Annotated in this window: 10 protein-coding genes; 4 read left to right on the top strand and 6 right to left on the bottom strand. The window is 63.6% G+C overall.

The window, feature by feature from the left end; all coding sequences use genetic code 11:
- Window positions 1–42: 42 nt before the first annotated feature.
- Both hemE and CAG18_RS10645 read left to right on the top strand, forming a co-directional pair.
- Window positions 43–1107, top strand: a complete 1065-nt coding sequence (gene hemE, locus CAG18_RS10640; RefSeq protein WP_025340953.1) for a uroporphyrinogen decarboxylase — start codon at window positions 43–45, stop codon at window positions 1105–1107.
- A 114-nt stretch (window positions 1108–1221) separates the two neighbouring features.
- Window positions 1222–1569, top strand: a complete 348-nt coding sequence (locus CAG18_RS10645) for a YgiW/YdeI family stress tolerance OB fold protein (protein ID WP_015272131.1) — start codon at window positions 1222–1224, stop codon at window positions 1567–1569.
- 100 nt (window positions 1570–1669) lie between these two features.
- On the opposite strand, the gene CAG18_RS10650 is transcribed toward CAG18_RS10645, so the two are convergent.
- Entirely contained in the window at window positions 1670–2857 is a 1188-nt protein-coding gene (locus CAG18_RS10650; RefSeq protein WP_223998157.1) for an MFS transporter, read from the bottom strand.
- A gap of 166 nt (window positions 2858–3023) precedes the next feature.
- Between CAG18_RS10650 and CAG18_RS10655 the strand changes: the two genes are divergently transcribed.
- Window positions 3024–3935, top strand: a complete 912-nt coding sequence (locus CAG18_RS10655; protein ID WP_085720869.1) for a LysR family transcriptional regulator — start codon at window positions 3024–3026, stop codon at window positions 3933–3935.
- A gap of 162 nt (window positions 3936–4097) precedes the next feature.
- Window positions 4098–4871 carry a ParA family protein gene (locus tag CAG18_RS10660; protein WP_013974594.1) on the top strand — a complete coding sequence of 258 codons (774 nt, stop codon included), beginning with the start codon at window positions 4098–4100 and terminating at the stop codon, window positions 4869–4871.
- Here CAG18_RS10660 and trxC read toward each other — a convergent pair.
- The 5 genes from trxC to betA all read right to left on the bottom strand — a co-directional run bounded on the left by trxC (window position 4868) and on the right by betA (window position 14061).
- Entirely contained in the window at window positions 4868–5302 is a 435-nt protein-coding gene (gene trxC / locus CAG18_RS10665; protein WP_015272128.1) for a thioredoxin TrxC, read from the bottom strand. The genes CAG18_RS10660 and trxC overlap by 4 nt on opposite strands.
- 69 nt (window positions 5303–5371) lie before the next feature.
- On the bottom strand, window positions 5372–6832 hold the full coding sequence (gene selO, locus CAG18_RS10670) for a protein adenylyltransferase SelO (RefSeq protein ID WP_054572200.1): 1461 nt from the start codon (window positions 6830–6832) through the stop codon (window positions 5372–5374).
- Window positions 6833–7012: 180 nt separating this feature from the next.
- Window positions 7013–10321 (bottom strand): mechanosensitive channel MscK, encoded by a 3309-nt coding sequence (gene mscK / locus CAG18_RS10675; protein ID WP_085720870.1) that lies wholly within the window; start codon window positions 10319–10321, stop codon window positions 7013–7015.
- Between the two features lie 35 nt (window positions 10322–10356).
- Complete coding sequence (locus tag CAG18_RS10680) at window positions 10357–12099, bottom strand: potassium/proton antiporter (protein WP_085720871.1); 1743 nt, start codon at window positions 12097–12099, stop codon at window positions 10357–10359.
- 264 nt (window positions 12100–12363) lie between these two features.
- Window positions 12364–14061: a choline dehydrogenase gene (gene betA, locus CAG18_RS10685; protein ID WP_013974589.1), complete on the bottom strand. Its 1698-nt coding sequence runs from the start codon at window positions 14059–14061 to the stop codon at window positions 12364–12366.
- Window positions 14062–14085: the final 24 nt, after the last annotated feature.

Consider the following 14085-nt stretch of genomic DNA (forward strand, 5'->3'; position numbering starts at 1 on the left):
GGCGTCTGAGAAAATGCCCGCACTATTTTTCCGGATGCCGACATGACTGCCCTGAAGAACGATCGTTTCCTGCGTGCACTGCTCAAGCAACCCGTAGACGTCACCCCGGTGTGGATGATGCGCCAGGCCGGCCGCTACCTGCCGGAGTACCGCGCCAGCCGCGCCAAGGCCGGTGACTTCATGAGCCTGTGCATGAACCCGCAGTTCGCCTGCGAGGTCACCCTGCAGCCGCTGGACCGCTACCCGCTGGACGCGGCGATCCTGTTCTCGGACATCCTCACCATCCCCGATGCCATGGGCCTGGGCCTGTACTTCGAAAGCGGCGAAGGCCCGCGCTTCAAGAAGGTCATCAGCACCCCGGCCGACATCGAAGCGCTGCCAATCCCCGACCCGCAGAAAGACCTCGGCTACGTGATGGACGCGGTCAGCACCATCCGCCGCGAGCTCAACGGCCGCGTGCCGCTTATCGGCTTCTCCGGCAGCCCGTGGACCCTGGCCACCTACATGGTCGAAGGCGGTTCGTCGAAGGATTTCCGCAAGACCAAGGCCATGGCCTACGACAACCCGCAGGCCCTGCACCTGCTGCTGGACAAGCTGGCCCAGTCGGTCACCAGCTACCTCAACGGCCAGATCCTCGCTGGTGCCCAGGCCGTGCAGATTTTCGACACCTGGGGCGGCAACCTGTCGGCGGCGGCTTACCAGGAGTTCTCCCTGGCCTACATGCGCAAAATCGTCAGCGGCCTGATCCGCGAGCACGAGGGGCGCAAGGTGCCGGTGATCCTGTTCACCAAGAACGGCGGCCTGTGGCTGGAAAGCATCGCCGAAGCCGGTGCCGACGCGCTGGGCCTGGACTGGACCTGCGAGATCGGCGATGCTCGCCGCCGCGTGGGTGACAAGGTGGCGCTGCAGGGCAACATGGACCCGACCGTGCTGTACGCCAAGCCCGAGGCCATCCGCAAGGAAGTGGCGCGTATCCTGGCCAGCTATGGCCACGGCACGGGCCATGTGTTCAACCTGGGCCACGGCATCACACCGGAAGTCGACCCGGAGCACGCTGGCGTGTTCATCAACGCCGTTCATGAGCTGTCGGCGCAATACCATCAGTGAGTCGATCGCTGAACACGAAGCCCGGCCATGTGTCGGGCTTTTTGTTCATTAAGTTTTAATTCAGCGATCGTCGTTAATCTGGTCCCATCGAAACCGAAACAGGACCTGATCCTCATGAAAGCACGTTACCTTGCGATGATTCTTGCCCCCTTGTTCAGCACTGCCGCCCTGGCTGCCGGCTACACCGGCCCCGGCGCCCAGTCGGTCACCACCGTAGCTGCGGCCAATGATGCTGCCGACGACACCCCAGTGGTGCTGCAAGGCTTCGTGACCAAGAAGATCAACAACGACGACAAGTACGAGTTCAAGGACAACACCGGCACCATCACCGTGGAAATCGATGATGAAGACCTGCCGCCGACGCCGTTCAACGACAAGACAAAGGTAAAGCTGACCGGTGAGGTGGAGAAGCACCTGATGAGCCGGGAGGTGGATGTGGATATGGTCGAGATCATCAACTGATCCGAGATTTTGGGGCTGCTTTGCAGCCCATCGCGACACAAGGCCGCTCCTACAGGGAATCGCGTTCCGCTGTAGGAGCGGCCTTTTGTCGCGATGGGGTTCAGCCCGATTTCGGTGGCAACTTGCTCAGGTGCAGCGCCACCAGCAACGCCACCGCCAGCAGGCTGCCAATGAACAGCCCGATGCCATTCCACCCCCACTGGTGCCAGAACACCCCGCCCGCCGTACCGGCCACGCTCGACCCGGCGTAATAGCTGAACAGGTACAACGACGACGCCTGTCCCTTGGCCTTCAAAGCCCTGCGGCCGATCCAGCTGCTGGCCACCGAGTGCGCGCCAAAAAAGCCGAAGGTGAACACCAGCATACCGAGGATCACCATCACCAGCGGGCTGGCCAGGGTCATCAGCAAACCGCCCGCCATCACTACGATACTGGCCCAGAACACCTTGCGCCGGCCCAGTTTGTCAGCCAGTGCGCCGACCTGCGCCGAGCTGTAGATGCCCGACAGATAAACCACCGACAGCAAGCCGACCAGCGCCTGGTTCATGTGATAGGGCTCGGCCAGCAGGCGGTAGCCGATGTAGTTGAACAGGGTGACGAAGGCGCCCATCAGCAGGAAGGCCTCGAGGAACAACCAGGGTAGTCCGGCATCCTTGAAGTGCATGACGAAGCCATCCAGCAGGCTGCGTGGGTTCATCGCCTGCGGGTGGAAATTGCGCGATTCGGGCAGCACCCTCCAGAACACCAGCGCCGCAACCAAGGCCAGGCCGCCGATGGTCAGCATCGCCGTGTGCCAGCTGACGAAGTCGATCAGCACGCCGGTGATCAGGCGCCCGCTCATGCCGCCAATGGCGTTGCCGCCGATGTACAGGCCCATGGCCAGGCCGATGTGCTGCGGGTGGATCTCTTCGCTCAGGTAGGTCATCGCCACCGCCGCGAGGCCGCTCAGCGACAGGCCGACCAGAGCGCGGGTGGCCAGTACCAGCTCCCAGCTCGGCATCGCCGCGCTGGCCAGGGTGGAAAGGGCGGCGCAGGCCAGGGCAAACACCATCACCGGCTTGCGCCCGATGCGGTCGGAGATAGGGCCGGTGATCAGCAGGCCGAACGCTAGCATGGCTGTGGAGACCGACAGCACCAGGCTGCTCTGCGCCGCATTGATGGCAAATTCCTTCGACAGCAACGGCATCATCGGCTGCACGCAGTACAGCAGGGCGAAGGTGGCGAAGCCGCCGCTGAATAGCGCCAGCACGGTCTTCATGAAGGCGGGGGTGCCTTTTTCGATCCACATTTCGTTCAGCGGTGCAGTTTCTGGCTCGGCGGGAAGGGCAGCTGCAGCAGTTTTCACGGGCGGGTACCTCTGGCGCAATGAAAAAAAGCATATAGCTGGCTAATGATTAGATCCAATATATTGTTCGACCTATTTGAGATGTTTTGCGACCTGTTCGGAGCTGATCATGGAACTGCGCCATTTGCGTTACTTCATCGCCGTGGCCGAAGAGCTGCATTTTGGCCGCGCTGCCCAGCAACTGGGTATTTCGCAGCCGCCCTTGAGCCAGCAGATCCAGGCGCTGGAGCAGGAACTGGGTGCCCGGCTGTTCGAGCGCACCAACCGTCGGGTGGAGCTGAGCGAGGCGGGTCGATTGTTCCTCGAGGAGGCCCGTCAGGTGTTGGCGCAGGTGGAAAAGGCTGCCGATGTCGCCCGGCGTGCGCAGTTGGGGGAGCTGGGGGAGATGAAGATCGGCTTTACCTCCTCGGCACCGTTCACCTCGAAGATCCCCAAGGCCATCCACGCGTTTCGCCAGCGCTTCCCGGCGGTGCACCTGAACCTCAGGGAAATGAGCAGCCGCGATGTGGCGGAAGGGGTGTTCGACGAGTCCATCGAGGTCGGGCTGATGCGGCCGATGCCGCTGCCGGAAGGGCTGATGGCCACCGAACTGTTTCGCGAGCCGCTGGTGGCAGTGATCAACGCCTCGCATCCACTTGCCGAAGGTACGGAGCATGGCGTGCACATGGCCGCCCTGGCCAATGAGCCGTTCGTGTTCTTCCCGCGCAGCTATGGCAGCGGGTTGCATGCACAGTTGCTGAGCCTGGCGCGCCAGGCGGGTTTCAGCCCGCATTTTGCCCAGGAGGCGGGGGAAGCGATGACCATCATCGGGTTGGTTTCGGCAGGGCTTGGGGTGTCGGTTCTGCCGGCGTCGTTCCAGCGCATGCGCATCGAGGGGGTGGTTTATCGCACGCTGCTGGATGAAGGGGCGATGTCGGCGGTGTGGCTGGTGCAGCGCGAGCATGGTGGGTCGGCGATGGCACGGGCATTTGCCGAGTTGCTCACGGGGCAGGTGGTTGGCCGGGGCAGTGTAGTTGCCTGATCGGGCCCCATCGCCGGCAAGCTAGCTCCCACAAGGGACGCCGGCTTGGCGGCGATAGGGCCAGGGCAGGCAGCACAAGGCTGTTGTTCCGGGCAAATGGCACTGGTCATTGCCGCAGCGGCGCCACATACTCGGGCATTCGTTGATACACGGAGGTCAATCATGCGGCGCGTGGTGTTCAATCAGAAAGGTGGTGTGGGCAAGTCGAGCATCGCTTGCAACCTGGCGGCTGTGAGCGCCAGCGAAGGTTATCGGACCCTGCTGATCGACCTGGATGCCCAGGCCAACTCGACCCAGTACCTGACTGGCCTGACCGGCGACGATATCCCCATGGGCATCGCCGACTTCTTCAAGCAAAGCCTGTCCAGCGGGCCGTTCAGCAAGAAGAACCAGGTCGATATCTACGAAACCCCGTTCGACAACCTGCATGTGGTCACCGCCACGGCCGAGCTGGCCGATCTGCAGCCGAAGCTTGAGGCGAAGCACAAGATCAACAAGCTGCGTAAGTTGCTCGACGAACTGGACGAGGACTACGAGCGCATTTACATCGATACCCCGCCAGCGCTGAACTTCTATGCGGTTTCCGCACTGATCGCCGCCGATCGCGTGCTGATTCCTTTCGACTGCGACAGCTTCTCGCGCCAGGCACTGTATGGCCTGCTGGCTGAGATCGAAGAGCTCAAGGACGACCACAACGAAGACCTGGTGGTCGAAGGCATCGTGGTCAACCAGTTCCAGTCCCGTGCCAGCCTGCCACAGCAGATGCTCGACGAGCTGCTGGCCGAAGGGCTCCCGGTGCTACCGGTGTACCTGGGCAGCTCGGTGAAGATGCGTGAGTCGCACCATGCCAGCCTTCCGCTGATTCACCTGGAGCCCAGGCACAAGCTGACCCAGCAGTTTGTCGAGTTGCATTCGCTACTAGAAGAGAACGCTTAAACCCCCTGGCTACGCAACCACTCCAGCAACGACTGGAGTGGAAACGCCCCGGCCTGACGGCTAACTTCACGGCCATTCTTGAACAGCAGCAGGCTGGGGATAGAGCGGATGCCCAGTTGCCCGGCCAGGTTGCGGTTGGCTTCGCTGTCGAGCTTGGCCAGGCGGCAGCGGCCGGCCAGTTGGCGGGCGGCCTGTTCGAAGGTGGGGGCGAAGGATTTGCACGGGCCGCACCAGTCGGCCCAGATGTCGACCAGCAGTGGCAGGTCGCCTTTGATCTGGTTGGCGTAGCTGGCTTCGGTGAGTTCGAAGGGAGTGCTCAGCAGCACGTCCTGTTTGCAGCGGCCGCATTTCGGCGCGTCGCCCAGGCGCTCGGCGGGCAGGCGGTTGAGGCCGTTGCAGTGGGGGCAGGGGATTACCAGTGGTTCGGACATATCAATTCCTTGTGTTGTTTGTTCGGGCCCTATCGCCGGCAAGCCAGCTCCCACAGGGTTCGGAGTTGGTCAGGAGGAGCAGCTGATTTCCAGGTGCTTGCCCCATTCCGGCGGGCGTTCGGCATAGCCCTGCATCCCGGCCTGCTCCTCGAACGGTTTGCTCAACACCTGATGCAGCCGTCGCACTTCACTGTAATCCCCCGCTTCGGCCGCTTCGATGGCTTTCTGTGCCAGGTAGTTGCGCAGCACATACAGCGGGTTCACCGCATGCATGCGCTCACGCCGCCCTTCGGCATTATCCGCTTCGCGCTCGCAGCGGGCCAGGTAGTCCGCCCCCCAGGCATCGAAACCGGCCAGGTCGATGAAATCGTCACGCACCATCTTCAGCGCCTCGGCCACGGGCTGATCGCCCAACTTGCGGAAGAAAAGGCTGTAGTCCACACCACCGCTCTGCATGCGCTGCAGCAGGCGCTCGACCAACGCCATGTCGTCTTCTTCAGCGGTGGTCAGGCCCAGGCGGCGGCGCATCAGGTCCAGGTAGTGTGCCTGGTACAGCGGCAGGAACAGGCCCAGCGCCTCCTTGAGCGGTTCGACTTCGATCACCGTGGTCAGCGCCTGGGCCAGCGCACTGAGGTTCCAGTGAGCGATCGGTACCTGGTTGGCGTAGCTGTAGCGGCCACGGTCGTCGGAGTGGTTGCAGATGAAGTTGGCGTCGAAGTCGTCGAGGAAGGCGTACGGGCCGAAGTCGAAGGTGATGCCGAGGATCGACATGTTGTCGGTGTTCATCACCCCGTGACAGAAACCATAGGCCTGCCAACGGGCGATCAGCTCGGCATTGCGCTCGACGATGGTGCGGAACATGGCCAGGTAGGGCTGTTCGGCGTCGCGGCATTCCGGATAGTGCTGCTCCAGCACATGGTCGATCAGCACCCGCTGCTGTTCTGGTTGCCTGGTGTAGTAGAAGTATTCGAAATGCCCGAAGCGCACATGGCTTTGCGCCAGGCGGGTGAGCATGGCCGCGCTTTCGCGAGTTTCGCGCCAAACCGGGGTGCTCGAGCCGATCACGCACAGTGCCCGGCTGCTGGGAATGCCCAGGGCGTGCAGAGCCTCGGAGGCGAGGAACTCGCGGATCGAGGAACGCAGCACGGCGCGGCCGTCGCCCATGCGCGAGTAGGGCGTCTGGCCGGCGCCCTTGAGGTGCAGGTCCCAGTGCTCGCCCTGGTCATTCAGCACTTCGGCCAGCAGCAGGCCGCGGCCATCACCCAGGCGTGGGTTGTAGGAGCCGAACTGATGGCCGGAATAGACCATCGCCCGCGGGTCGGCCTCTTCCCATAGCTTGTGGCCGCTGAACAGCTCGGCGAAAACCGGCAGCTCTGCCTGGGCTGGGTCGAGGTCGAGCAGCGCCATGGCCGACTCGCTCGCTACCACCAGGCGTGGGTCTGCGATGGGTTCGGGCAGGACCTGGGTGGAGAACGCGTCGCCCAGGCGGGCGAAGCGATTGTCGAAGGTGAGTTGGTCGAGGGCTTTCACGGGCTGCTCCTGGAAGTCGGTACCTAGGGGGCCGCTTTGCGGCCCATCGCCGGCAAGCCAGCTCCCACAGGGGATGTGCAGGGCTTGGGTGCGGCACGGTCACTGTGGGAGCTGGCTTGCCGGCGATCGAGGGCGAAGCCCTCGCAGGCATTCTGGGCGTTCATGCTCTATGGAGTCCACTCACACAGGGTGAGTGCCATCCGGTTTCGGCTGCTCCACCGGAATCAGCTGCTGTTTGCCGCCCTTCGGATCCATCAGAAACACCTCGACCTGGCGCACCGAGATCTTGATGTTGTGCGCCTTGAACTCGCGGTTGATGTAGCGGTTGATCTCGTCCAGCGTTGGGTTGCGGTCGCCCAGGTCGCGTACGTGCATGCGCAGCTCGTGGTCCAGTGAGCTCTCGCCGAAGTTGAGGAAGTACACGATCGGCTCCGGGTCCTTGAGCACGCGTGGGTTTTCGTGAGCACCCTTGAGCAGCAGGTCGCGCACCAGGTCCAGGTCGGAGCCATAGTCGATGCCAAGCTTCAGCGTTACCCGGGTGACCGTGTCGGTCAGCGACCAGTTGATCAGCTGGCCGGTGATGAAGGTCTTGTTGGGGACGATGATGTCCTTGCGGTCGAAGTCGGTGATGGTGGTGGCGCGGATGCGGATCTTGCTCACCGTGCCCGACAGGTTGCCGATGGTGATGGTGTCGCCAATCCGCACCGGGCGCTCGAACAGGATCATGATGCCGGAGATGAAGTTGGCGAAGATTTCCTGCATGCCGAAGCCCAGGCCCACCGACAGCGCGGCCACCAGCCATTGCAGCTTGTCCCAGCTGACACCCAGGGTCGACAGGGTGCTGACGATACCGATACCGACGATGGTGTACGACAACAGCGTGGTGGTGGCGTAGGCACTGCCCTGGGCCAGGTTCAGGCGTGACAGCACCAGCACTTCCAGCAGGCCCGGCAAGTTGCCGGCCAGGGCAAAGGTGATGCCGACGATTACCAGTGCGCCCAGCAGGTCGCCGAGGCTGATCGGCACCATGCTGGCGGCGGCGCCGGTGCCGCTGGTGTATTCGTAGAGGACGAAGTTGTTGAGGTAGGCGAACACCGAGATCAGGTCCGACCACACCCAGTACAGGCCCGCGATGAAGCCGCCAAGCAGGGCCAGGCGGATCAGGCGCAGCGACTGCTGGTTGACCTGTTCGATGTCCAGCGCTGGTTCTTCGGTGATGACTTCGCCATCCAGCCCTTCCTTGGCCGCCGCCCGCTTGCTCAGCGCGCGCTGGTAGGCCAGGCGCCGTGCCGCCACCGACAGGCCACGTACGAACGCGGCTTCGATCACCAGCCAGAACAGCAGCAGGTACAGGGTATAGATCAGCCGGTCGGTAAGTTTCAGCGCGGTGTAGTAGTAGCCGAAGCACACGGCCACGAACAGAGCGATGGGCAGGGCGGTGAAGGCCACACCCACGGCCTTGCGGAACAGCGAGGTATCGCGGTGCGCCGGGCTGCTGAGCAGCAGGCGGCTGAGCAGCCAGGCCATCAGTGCGTAGCAGGTCAGTACCACGCCGATACCCAACACATCATCGGCCAGCGCCGAAGGCTGATGCTCGGCCACCGCCACCACACCGACCAGTGCCAGCACCACGGTGCCCAGGCGGCGCACCCAGCCGCGCAGGAACTCGACCTGCGGCTTGTGCCAGCGGAAGTGGATTTCCGCCACTCCGCCCGGGGCGAGGATGCGGTAGGCGGTGTAGAACACCAGCCAGGCCTGGGCCAGTTGCCAGAGGGCTGCACCAAGGTTGGCGTTCTGCCCGCGGGCGTCGATCTGCAGGGCGTAGCTGCACAGGGCCAGGCCCAGGCTGACAGGCATCGCCAGCAGGATGTTGATGAGGATCGCCTGGGGCGTGTGCCACTGGCTGTCACGGCGGAAGTGGCCGATGTCCTGGTGCACCTTGCCCAGCCGTTGGTACAGGTATTTGCGCCGCCACAGCAGGGCGCCGATCACCAGCAGCAGCGGCAGGAACAGCAACGGGCGCTGGCTCAGGCCGTCGCCCAGCTCCTTCAGGCCCGAGCCCCACGGCAGGTTGGCCACCTGGTCGGCCAGGCGTTCCGGCACATAGCGCAGCCAGTCCCAGTCCAGCGGCTTGTTGCTGGGGATCCAGAACATTTGCTCGTCGAGGGTGGTGCGCAGGCTCTGGGCGGTGCCCAGCAGCTGCTTCTGGTTGAGCTGCAGGGTGATCGATTCGTTGAGCAGTGCCGACAACTCGCGGTTCAGCCGCTCCAGCAGGTCGCTGCGGGTAATCGCCACTTCCAGCAGGGCCTTGCGCAGCTGTGGTGTCACATCTTCCTGTGGTTGGGCAGCCAGCAGCTTGTCGACGTAGGTGACCGGGCTGCTCATCTGCTCGCGTTGCTGGTTGACCTCGAACTGGTACAGGCGGGTGTCAGCGATCTGGTCGGCCAGGTCGCGATCGACCTTCAGGTGCGGCAGGGTCTGCTTCTGCTTGTAGAGGATCTTCGACAGCAGCAGGCTGCCCTTGAGCACGTTGATCTGCTCGTCCAGCGCCTGGTCGGCCTGGGTCAGGCTGTCCAGTTGCTGCTTGGTGCGCAGGTTCTGCTGGGTCAGTTCGTTGAGGCGGTCGGTACTTTTCAGCAGGTAGTCGGAAAGCTTGAGGTTGACCGCACTTTCGGTGGCCAGCAGGCTGCTGCCGCCGGCTTTCTGGGCCTCGATCGATTGCTGGGTGACCGCTTCCTGGGACTGGGCCAGGCGCTTGTCGTTGATCAGGGTCTGCAGGTCCTGAATTTCCTGCTCCAGGCGCGCGGCCCGTTCGATCAGCAGGTCGTGGCGGGCGTTGCCCAGATCTTGCAGCAGGCTGTTGCCGGCCAGCTCCTGGCGGCGCAGCAGGGTCAGCGCGTTGAGCGAGGCCAGTTCGGCATTCAACTGGTTGCGCTGGTCGGTGTTGATCGGTTTGCCGGCGTCCTTGCCGGTCTTGAGGATGCTGTTGATCTGCTGGGTGCGCGCCTGGCTGTTGCTGATTTCGGCCTGGGCGCGTTCCGGGCGGGTCTGTGAGTTGATGATCAGGCTGTTGGCTTCGGACAACGCCTTCTGCAGCTCGCCCTGCAGGGTGCTGCGCTCGCTGAGCATCTGCTCCAGTTGCGGCACGGAAAGGGCGGCATAACGCTGGGCTACCGGCTGTGGCTTGGTTTCCTTGAGCCTGGCCAGTTCGCGCTGGCTGTCGCTGGTTTCTTTCGGCGCGCCGGCCAGCTCCTGCTTCAGCGCGGCGAGTTTCTTCTCATTGTCTTCCTTGCTGGCGAGCAGGCTGAGGGTTTGCTCCAGCACCTGCTGCAGGGCTTTCTGCTCGGCCTCGGGCAGCTTGCGCTCGGCGATCTTGTCGAGGCTGTTCTGGATGCTGGCGGTGGTCGGGGCTTCTGCTGCCGTGGCTGCAAAAGAGAGAGACAGGCACAGCCCGAACAGGGCTGTGCGGAGGTACACGCGCAGGGACATAGGCAGACTACTTGTGGATCCGGCAGAAACGAAGTTTAGAGGAACAATCCTGGTCCGGGTCGCGTTCCTTCGGGGAATCTGACGCCTACTTTCTGAATCTTGTTCCCGTCCATGGTGGCCACGGTCCAGATCGTGCCATGCCATTCGACCTGGTCACCTACTACTGGAGCGCCTCCGACCTTCTGTCGGATGAACTGGGCCAGTGGCATTTTCGCGTCCAGGCCGTCGAGTTTCAGACCGTACAACGCTGCCACCGCACCCAGTTCGGCATCGCCTTCGAGCACGAAGTCGCCGAAGAAACGCAGGTCGAGGCCACGTTGTGGCGCCTGGCTGAACAGCTTGCCCAGGGCCGGCAGGTTGTGCTCGTGGCCGATCACACAGAGCATGTCGCCTACTTCCAGTACCGTACTGCCGGACGGGTGCAGCAGTTGCTCGCCCCGGAACAGCGCGGCGATTCGCGTGCCTTCGGGCATCTTCAGCTCGCGCAGGGCGGCGCCGATGCACCATTTTTCGGCACCCAGGCGGTAGACGAACATTTCCCACTCGCTGGTGATGTGCACTTCCAGCGCCGAACGGGAGATCGGCGCCGGGTCTGGCGGTACCGTCACTTTCAGCAGCTTGGCCATCCACGGCAGGCTGGTGCCTTGCACCAGCAGTGACACCAGCACGATGAAGAAGGCCAGGTTGAAGAACAGCTGGGCGTCCGGCAGGCCGGCCATCAGCGGGAACACCGCGAGGATGATCGGTACCGCACCGCGCAGGCCGACCCAGGAAATGAAAGCCTTTTCACGGCCGTGGAAGGCCTTGAACGGCAATAGGCTGGTGACCACCGACAGTGGGCGCGCTACCAGGATCATCCACAGCGCCAGTCCCAGCGCCGGCAGGGCGATGGGCAGCAGGTCGTGGGGCGTGACCAGCAGCCCCAGCACAAGGAACATGCCGATCTGCGCCAGCCACGCCATGCCGTCGAGCATGTGCAGGATGCCGTGGCGGCTGCGGATGGGCTTGTTGCCCAGCACCAGGCCGCACAGGTACACGGCAAGGAAGCCGCTGCCGTGCAGGGCGTTGGTCAGCGAGAACACCACCAGGCCGCCGGCGATCACCAGGATGGGGTACAGGCCGCCAGCCAGTTTGATGCGGTTGACCAGTTGCAGCATCAGCCAGCCGCCGCCCAGACCCACCAGCCCGCCGATGCCGAATTCGCGCAGCAGGTGGGTGAGCAGGCTCCAGTGCAGGCCGGTCTGGCCGCTGGCGATCATGTCGATCAGGGTGACGGTGAGGAAAACCGCCATCGGGTCGTTGCTACCCGACTCGATCTCCAGGGTGGCGGTGACCCGTTCGTTCAGGCCTTTGCCGCCGAGCAGCGAGAACACCGCCGCAGCGTCGGTGGAACCGACGATGGCGCCGATCAGCAGGCCCTGGATCAGGCTCAGGTCGAACAGCCAGGCGGTGACCAGGCCCGTGAGGGCGGTGGTGATCATTACGCCGATGGTGGCCAGCGACAGCGCCGGCCACAGTGCCACGCGGAAGCTCGCCACCCGTGTGCGCAGGCCACCGTCGAGCAGGATCACGGCCAGAGCCAGGTTGCCCACCAGGTAGGCGGTCGGATAGTTGTTGAAGATGATGCCGCCACCATCGACGCCGGCGATCATGCCGACCGCAAGGATGATGACCAGGATAGGGATGCCCAGGCGCGACGACAGCGAACTGACCAGGATACTTGCGCCCACCAGCAATGCGCCGATCAGGAACAGGCTGTTGATGGTGCTTGCATCCAAAGGCAGGTACTCCGGGGACCGCGGGGGAGGGGACTTGATAGCATGACGCTAGCAGGTCGCGTGCCAAATGATTCTAACCTGATGAATTGGCAGGCTGTAAAGCGTTTCTGCAGATGAAAAAAAGGCACCGTGGTGGGTGCCTTTTCGGGGGTTGCTGGGCGGGCCCTTTCGCGGGTGAACCCGCTCCCACAGGTACTGCACAGTTTTCAAAACCTGTGTGAGCCCTGTGGGAGCGGCTTTAGCCGCGAAGAGGCCGGTGCAGGCTTACGCCTGCTTGACCTCGCGCATCGGCTTACCCTTCACCGGTGCATCGCCCGCCACGTAGTACTTGGCAGTGCTGCGCGGCAGCGGCTTGCGGCCACGGATCTTGTCCGAGATTTTCTCGGCGATCATGATCGTGGTGGCGTTGAGGTTACCGGTGATGATCAGAGGCATGATCGACGCATCGACCACACGCAGGCCCTTCATTCCATGCACGCGGCCTTCGCCGTCGACCACCGCCATGTCGTCGGTGCCCATCTTGCACGAGCAGGACGGGTGGAAGGCGGTTTCGGCGTGCTCGCGGATGAACTTGTCCAGCTCTTCATCGGTTTGCACGTGCGCGCCGGGGCTGATCTCACGGCCACGGTACGGGTCCAGTGCCGGCTGGGCCATGATTTCACGGGTCAGGCGGATGCCGTCACGGAATTCCTGCCAGTCCTGCTCGGTGGACATGTAGTTGAACAGAATGCTCGGGTGTTGGCGCGGGTCCTTCGACTTGGCCTGGATGCGGCCGCGGGCAGGCGAGCGCATGGAACCCATGTGTGCCTGGAAGCCGTGTTCCTTCACGCCGTTGGAGCCGTTGTAGTTGATGGCCACCGGCAGGAAGTGGTACTGGATGTTCGGCCACTTGAATTCAGGGCGGGTACGAATGAAACCACCGGCCTCGAACTGGTTGCTGGCGCCGATGCCGGTGCCGTTGAACATCCACTCCGCACCGATCGCCGGCTGGTTCCACCACAGCAACGACGGGTACAGCGACACCGGTTGGGTGCAGGCGTACTGCAGGTACAGCTCCAGGTGGTCCTGCAGGTTTTCGCCAACGCCTGGCAGATCATGCACCACCGGGATGTCGAGGCTTTCCAGCAGGGCGCGCGGGCCAACGCCGGAGCGCTGCAGCAGCTGCGGCGAAGCGATGGCGCCGGAGCTGACGATGACTTCCTTGCGGGCACGGGCTTCAACGCGCTCTTCGCTGTCACCGACCAGGTAGGTCACGCCGATGGCGCGCTTGCCGTCGAACAGCACGCGGTCAGTCAGGGCGTGGGTGACGATGGTCAGGTTCGGGCGCTTCTTGGCCTGGTCCAGATAGCCGCGGGCGGTGCTGGAGCGGCGGCCGTTCTTGGTCACCGTACGGTCCATCGGGCCGAAGCCTTCCTGCTGGTAGCCATTCAGGTCTTCGGTGCGCGGGTAACCGGCCTGCACGCCGGCTTCGACCATGGCGTGGAACAGCGGGTTGTTGCCGGCTTTCGGCGTGGTCACGCTGACCGGGCCTTCGCCACCGTGGTAGTCGTTCGGGCCGATGTCGCGGGTTTCGGCCTTGCGGAAGTACGGCAGGCAGTCCAGATAGGTCCAGTCTTCCAGGCCTGGCAGTTCTGCCCAGCCATCGAAGTCCAGGGCATTACCGCGGATGTAGCACATGCCGTTGATCAGCGACGAGCCACCCAGGCCTTTGCCGCGACCGCATTCCATGCGGCGGCCGTCCATGTACGGCTCCGGATCGGTCTCGTAGGCCCAGTTGTAGCGGCGACCCTGCAGCGGGAAGGCCAGGGCCGCTGGCATCTGGGTGCGGAAGTCGAAGCGGTAGTCGGGGCCACCGGCTTCCAGCAGCAATACGGTGACGCCTGCGTCTTCGGTCAGGCGGGTCGCCAGGGTGTTACCGGCCGAACCGGCACCGACGATGATGTAATCGAATTCTTGGGACATGAAAGTACCCTCGTGTTGGCGGTG

Origin of the sequence: Pseudomonas sp. B22(2017), assembly GCF_002113105.1 — a bacterium.
GTDB lineage: Bacteria > Pseudomonadota > Gammaproteobacteria > Pseudomonadales > Pseudomonadaceae > Aquipseudomonas > Aquipseudomonas asiatica.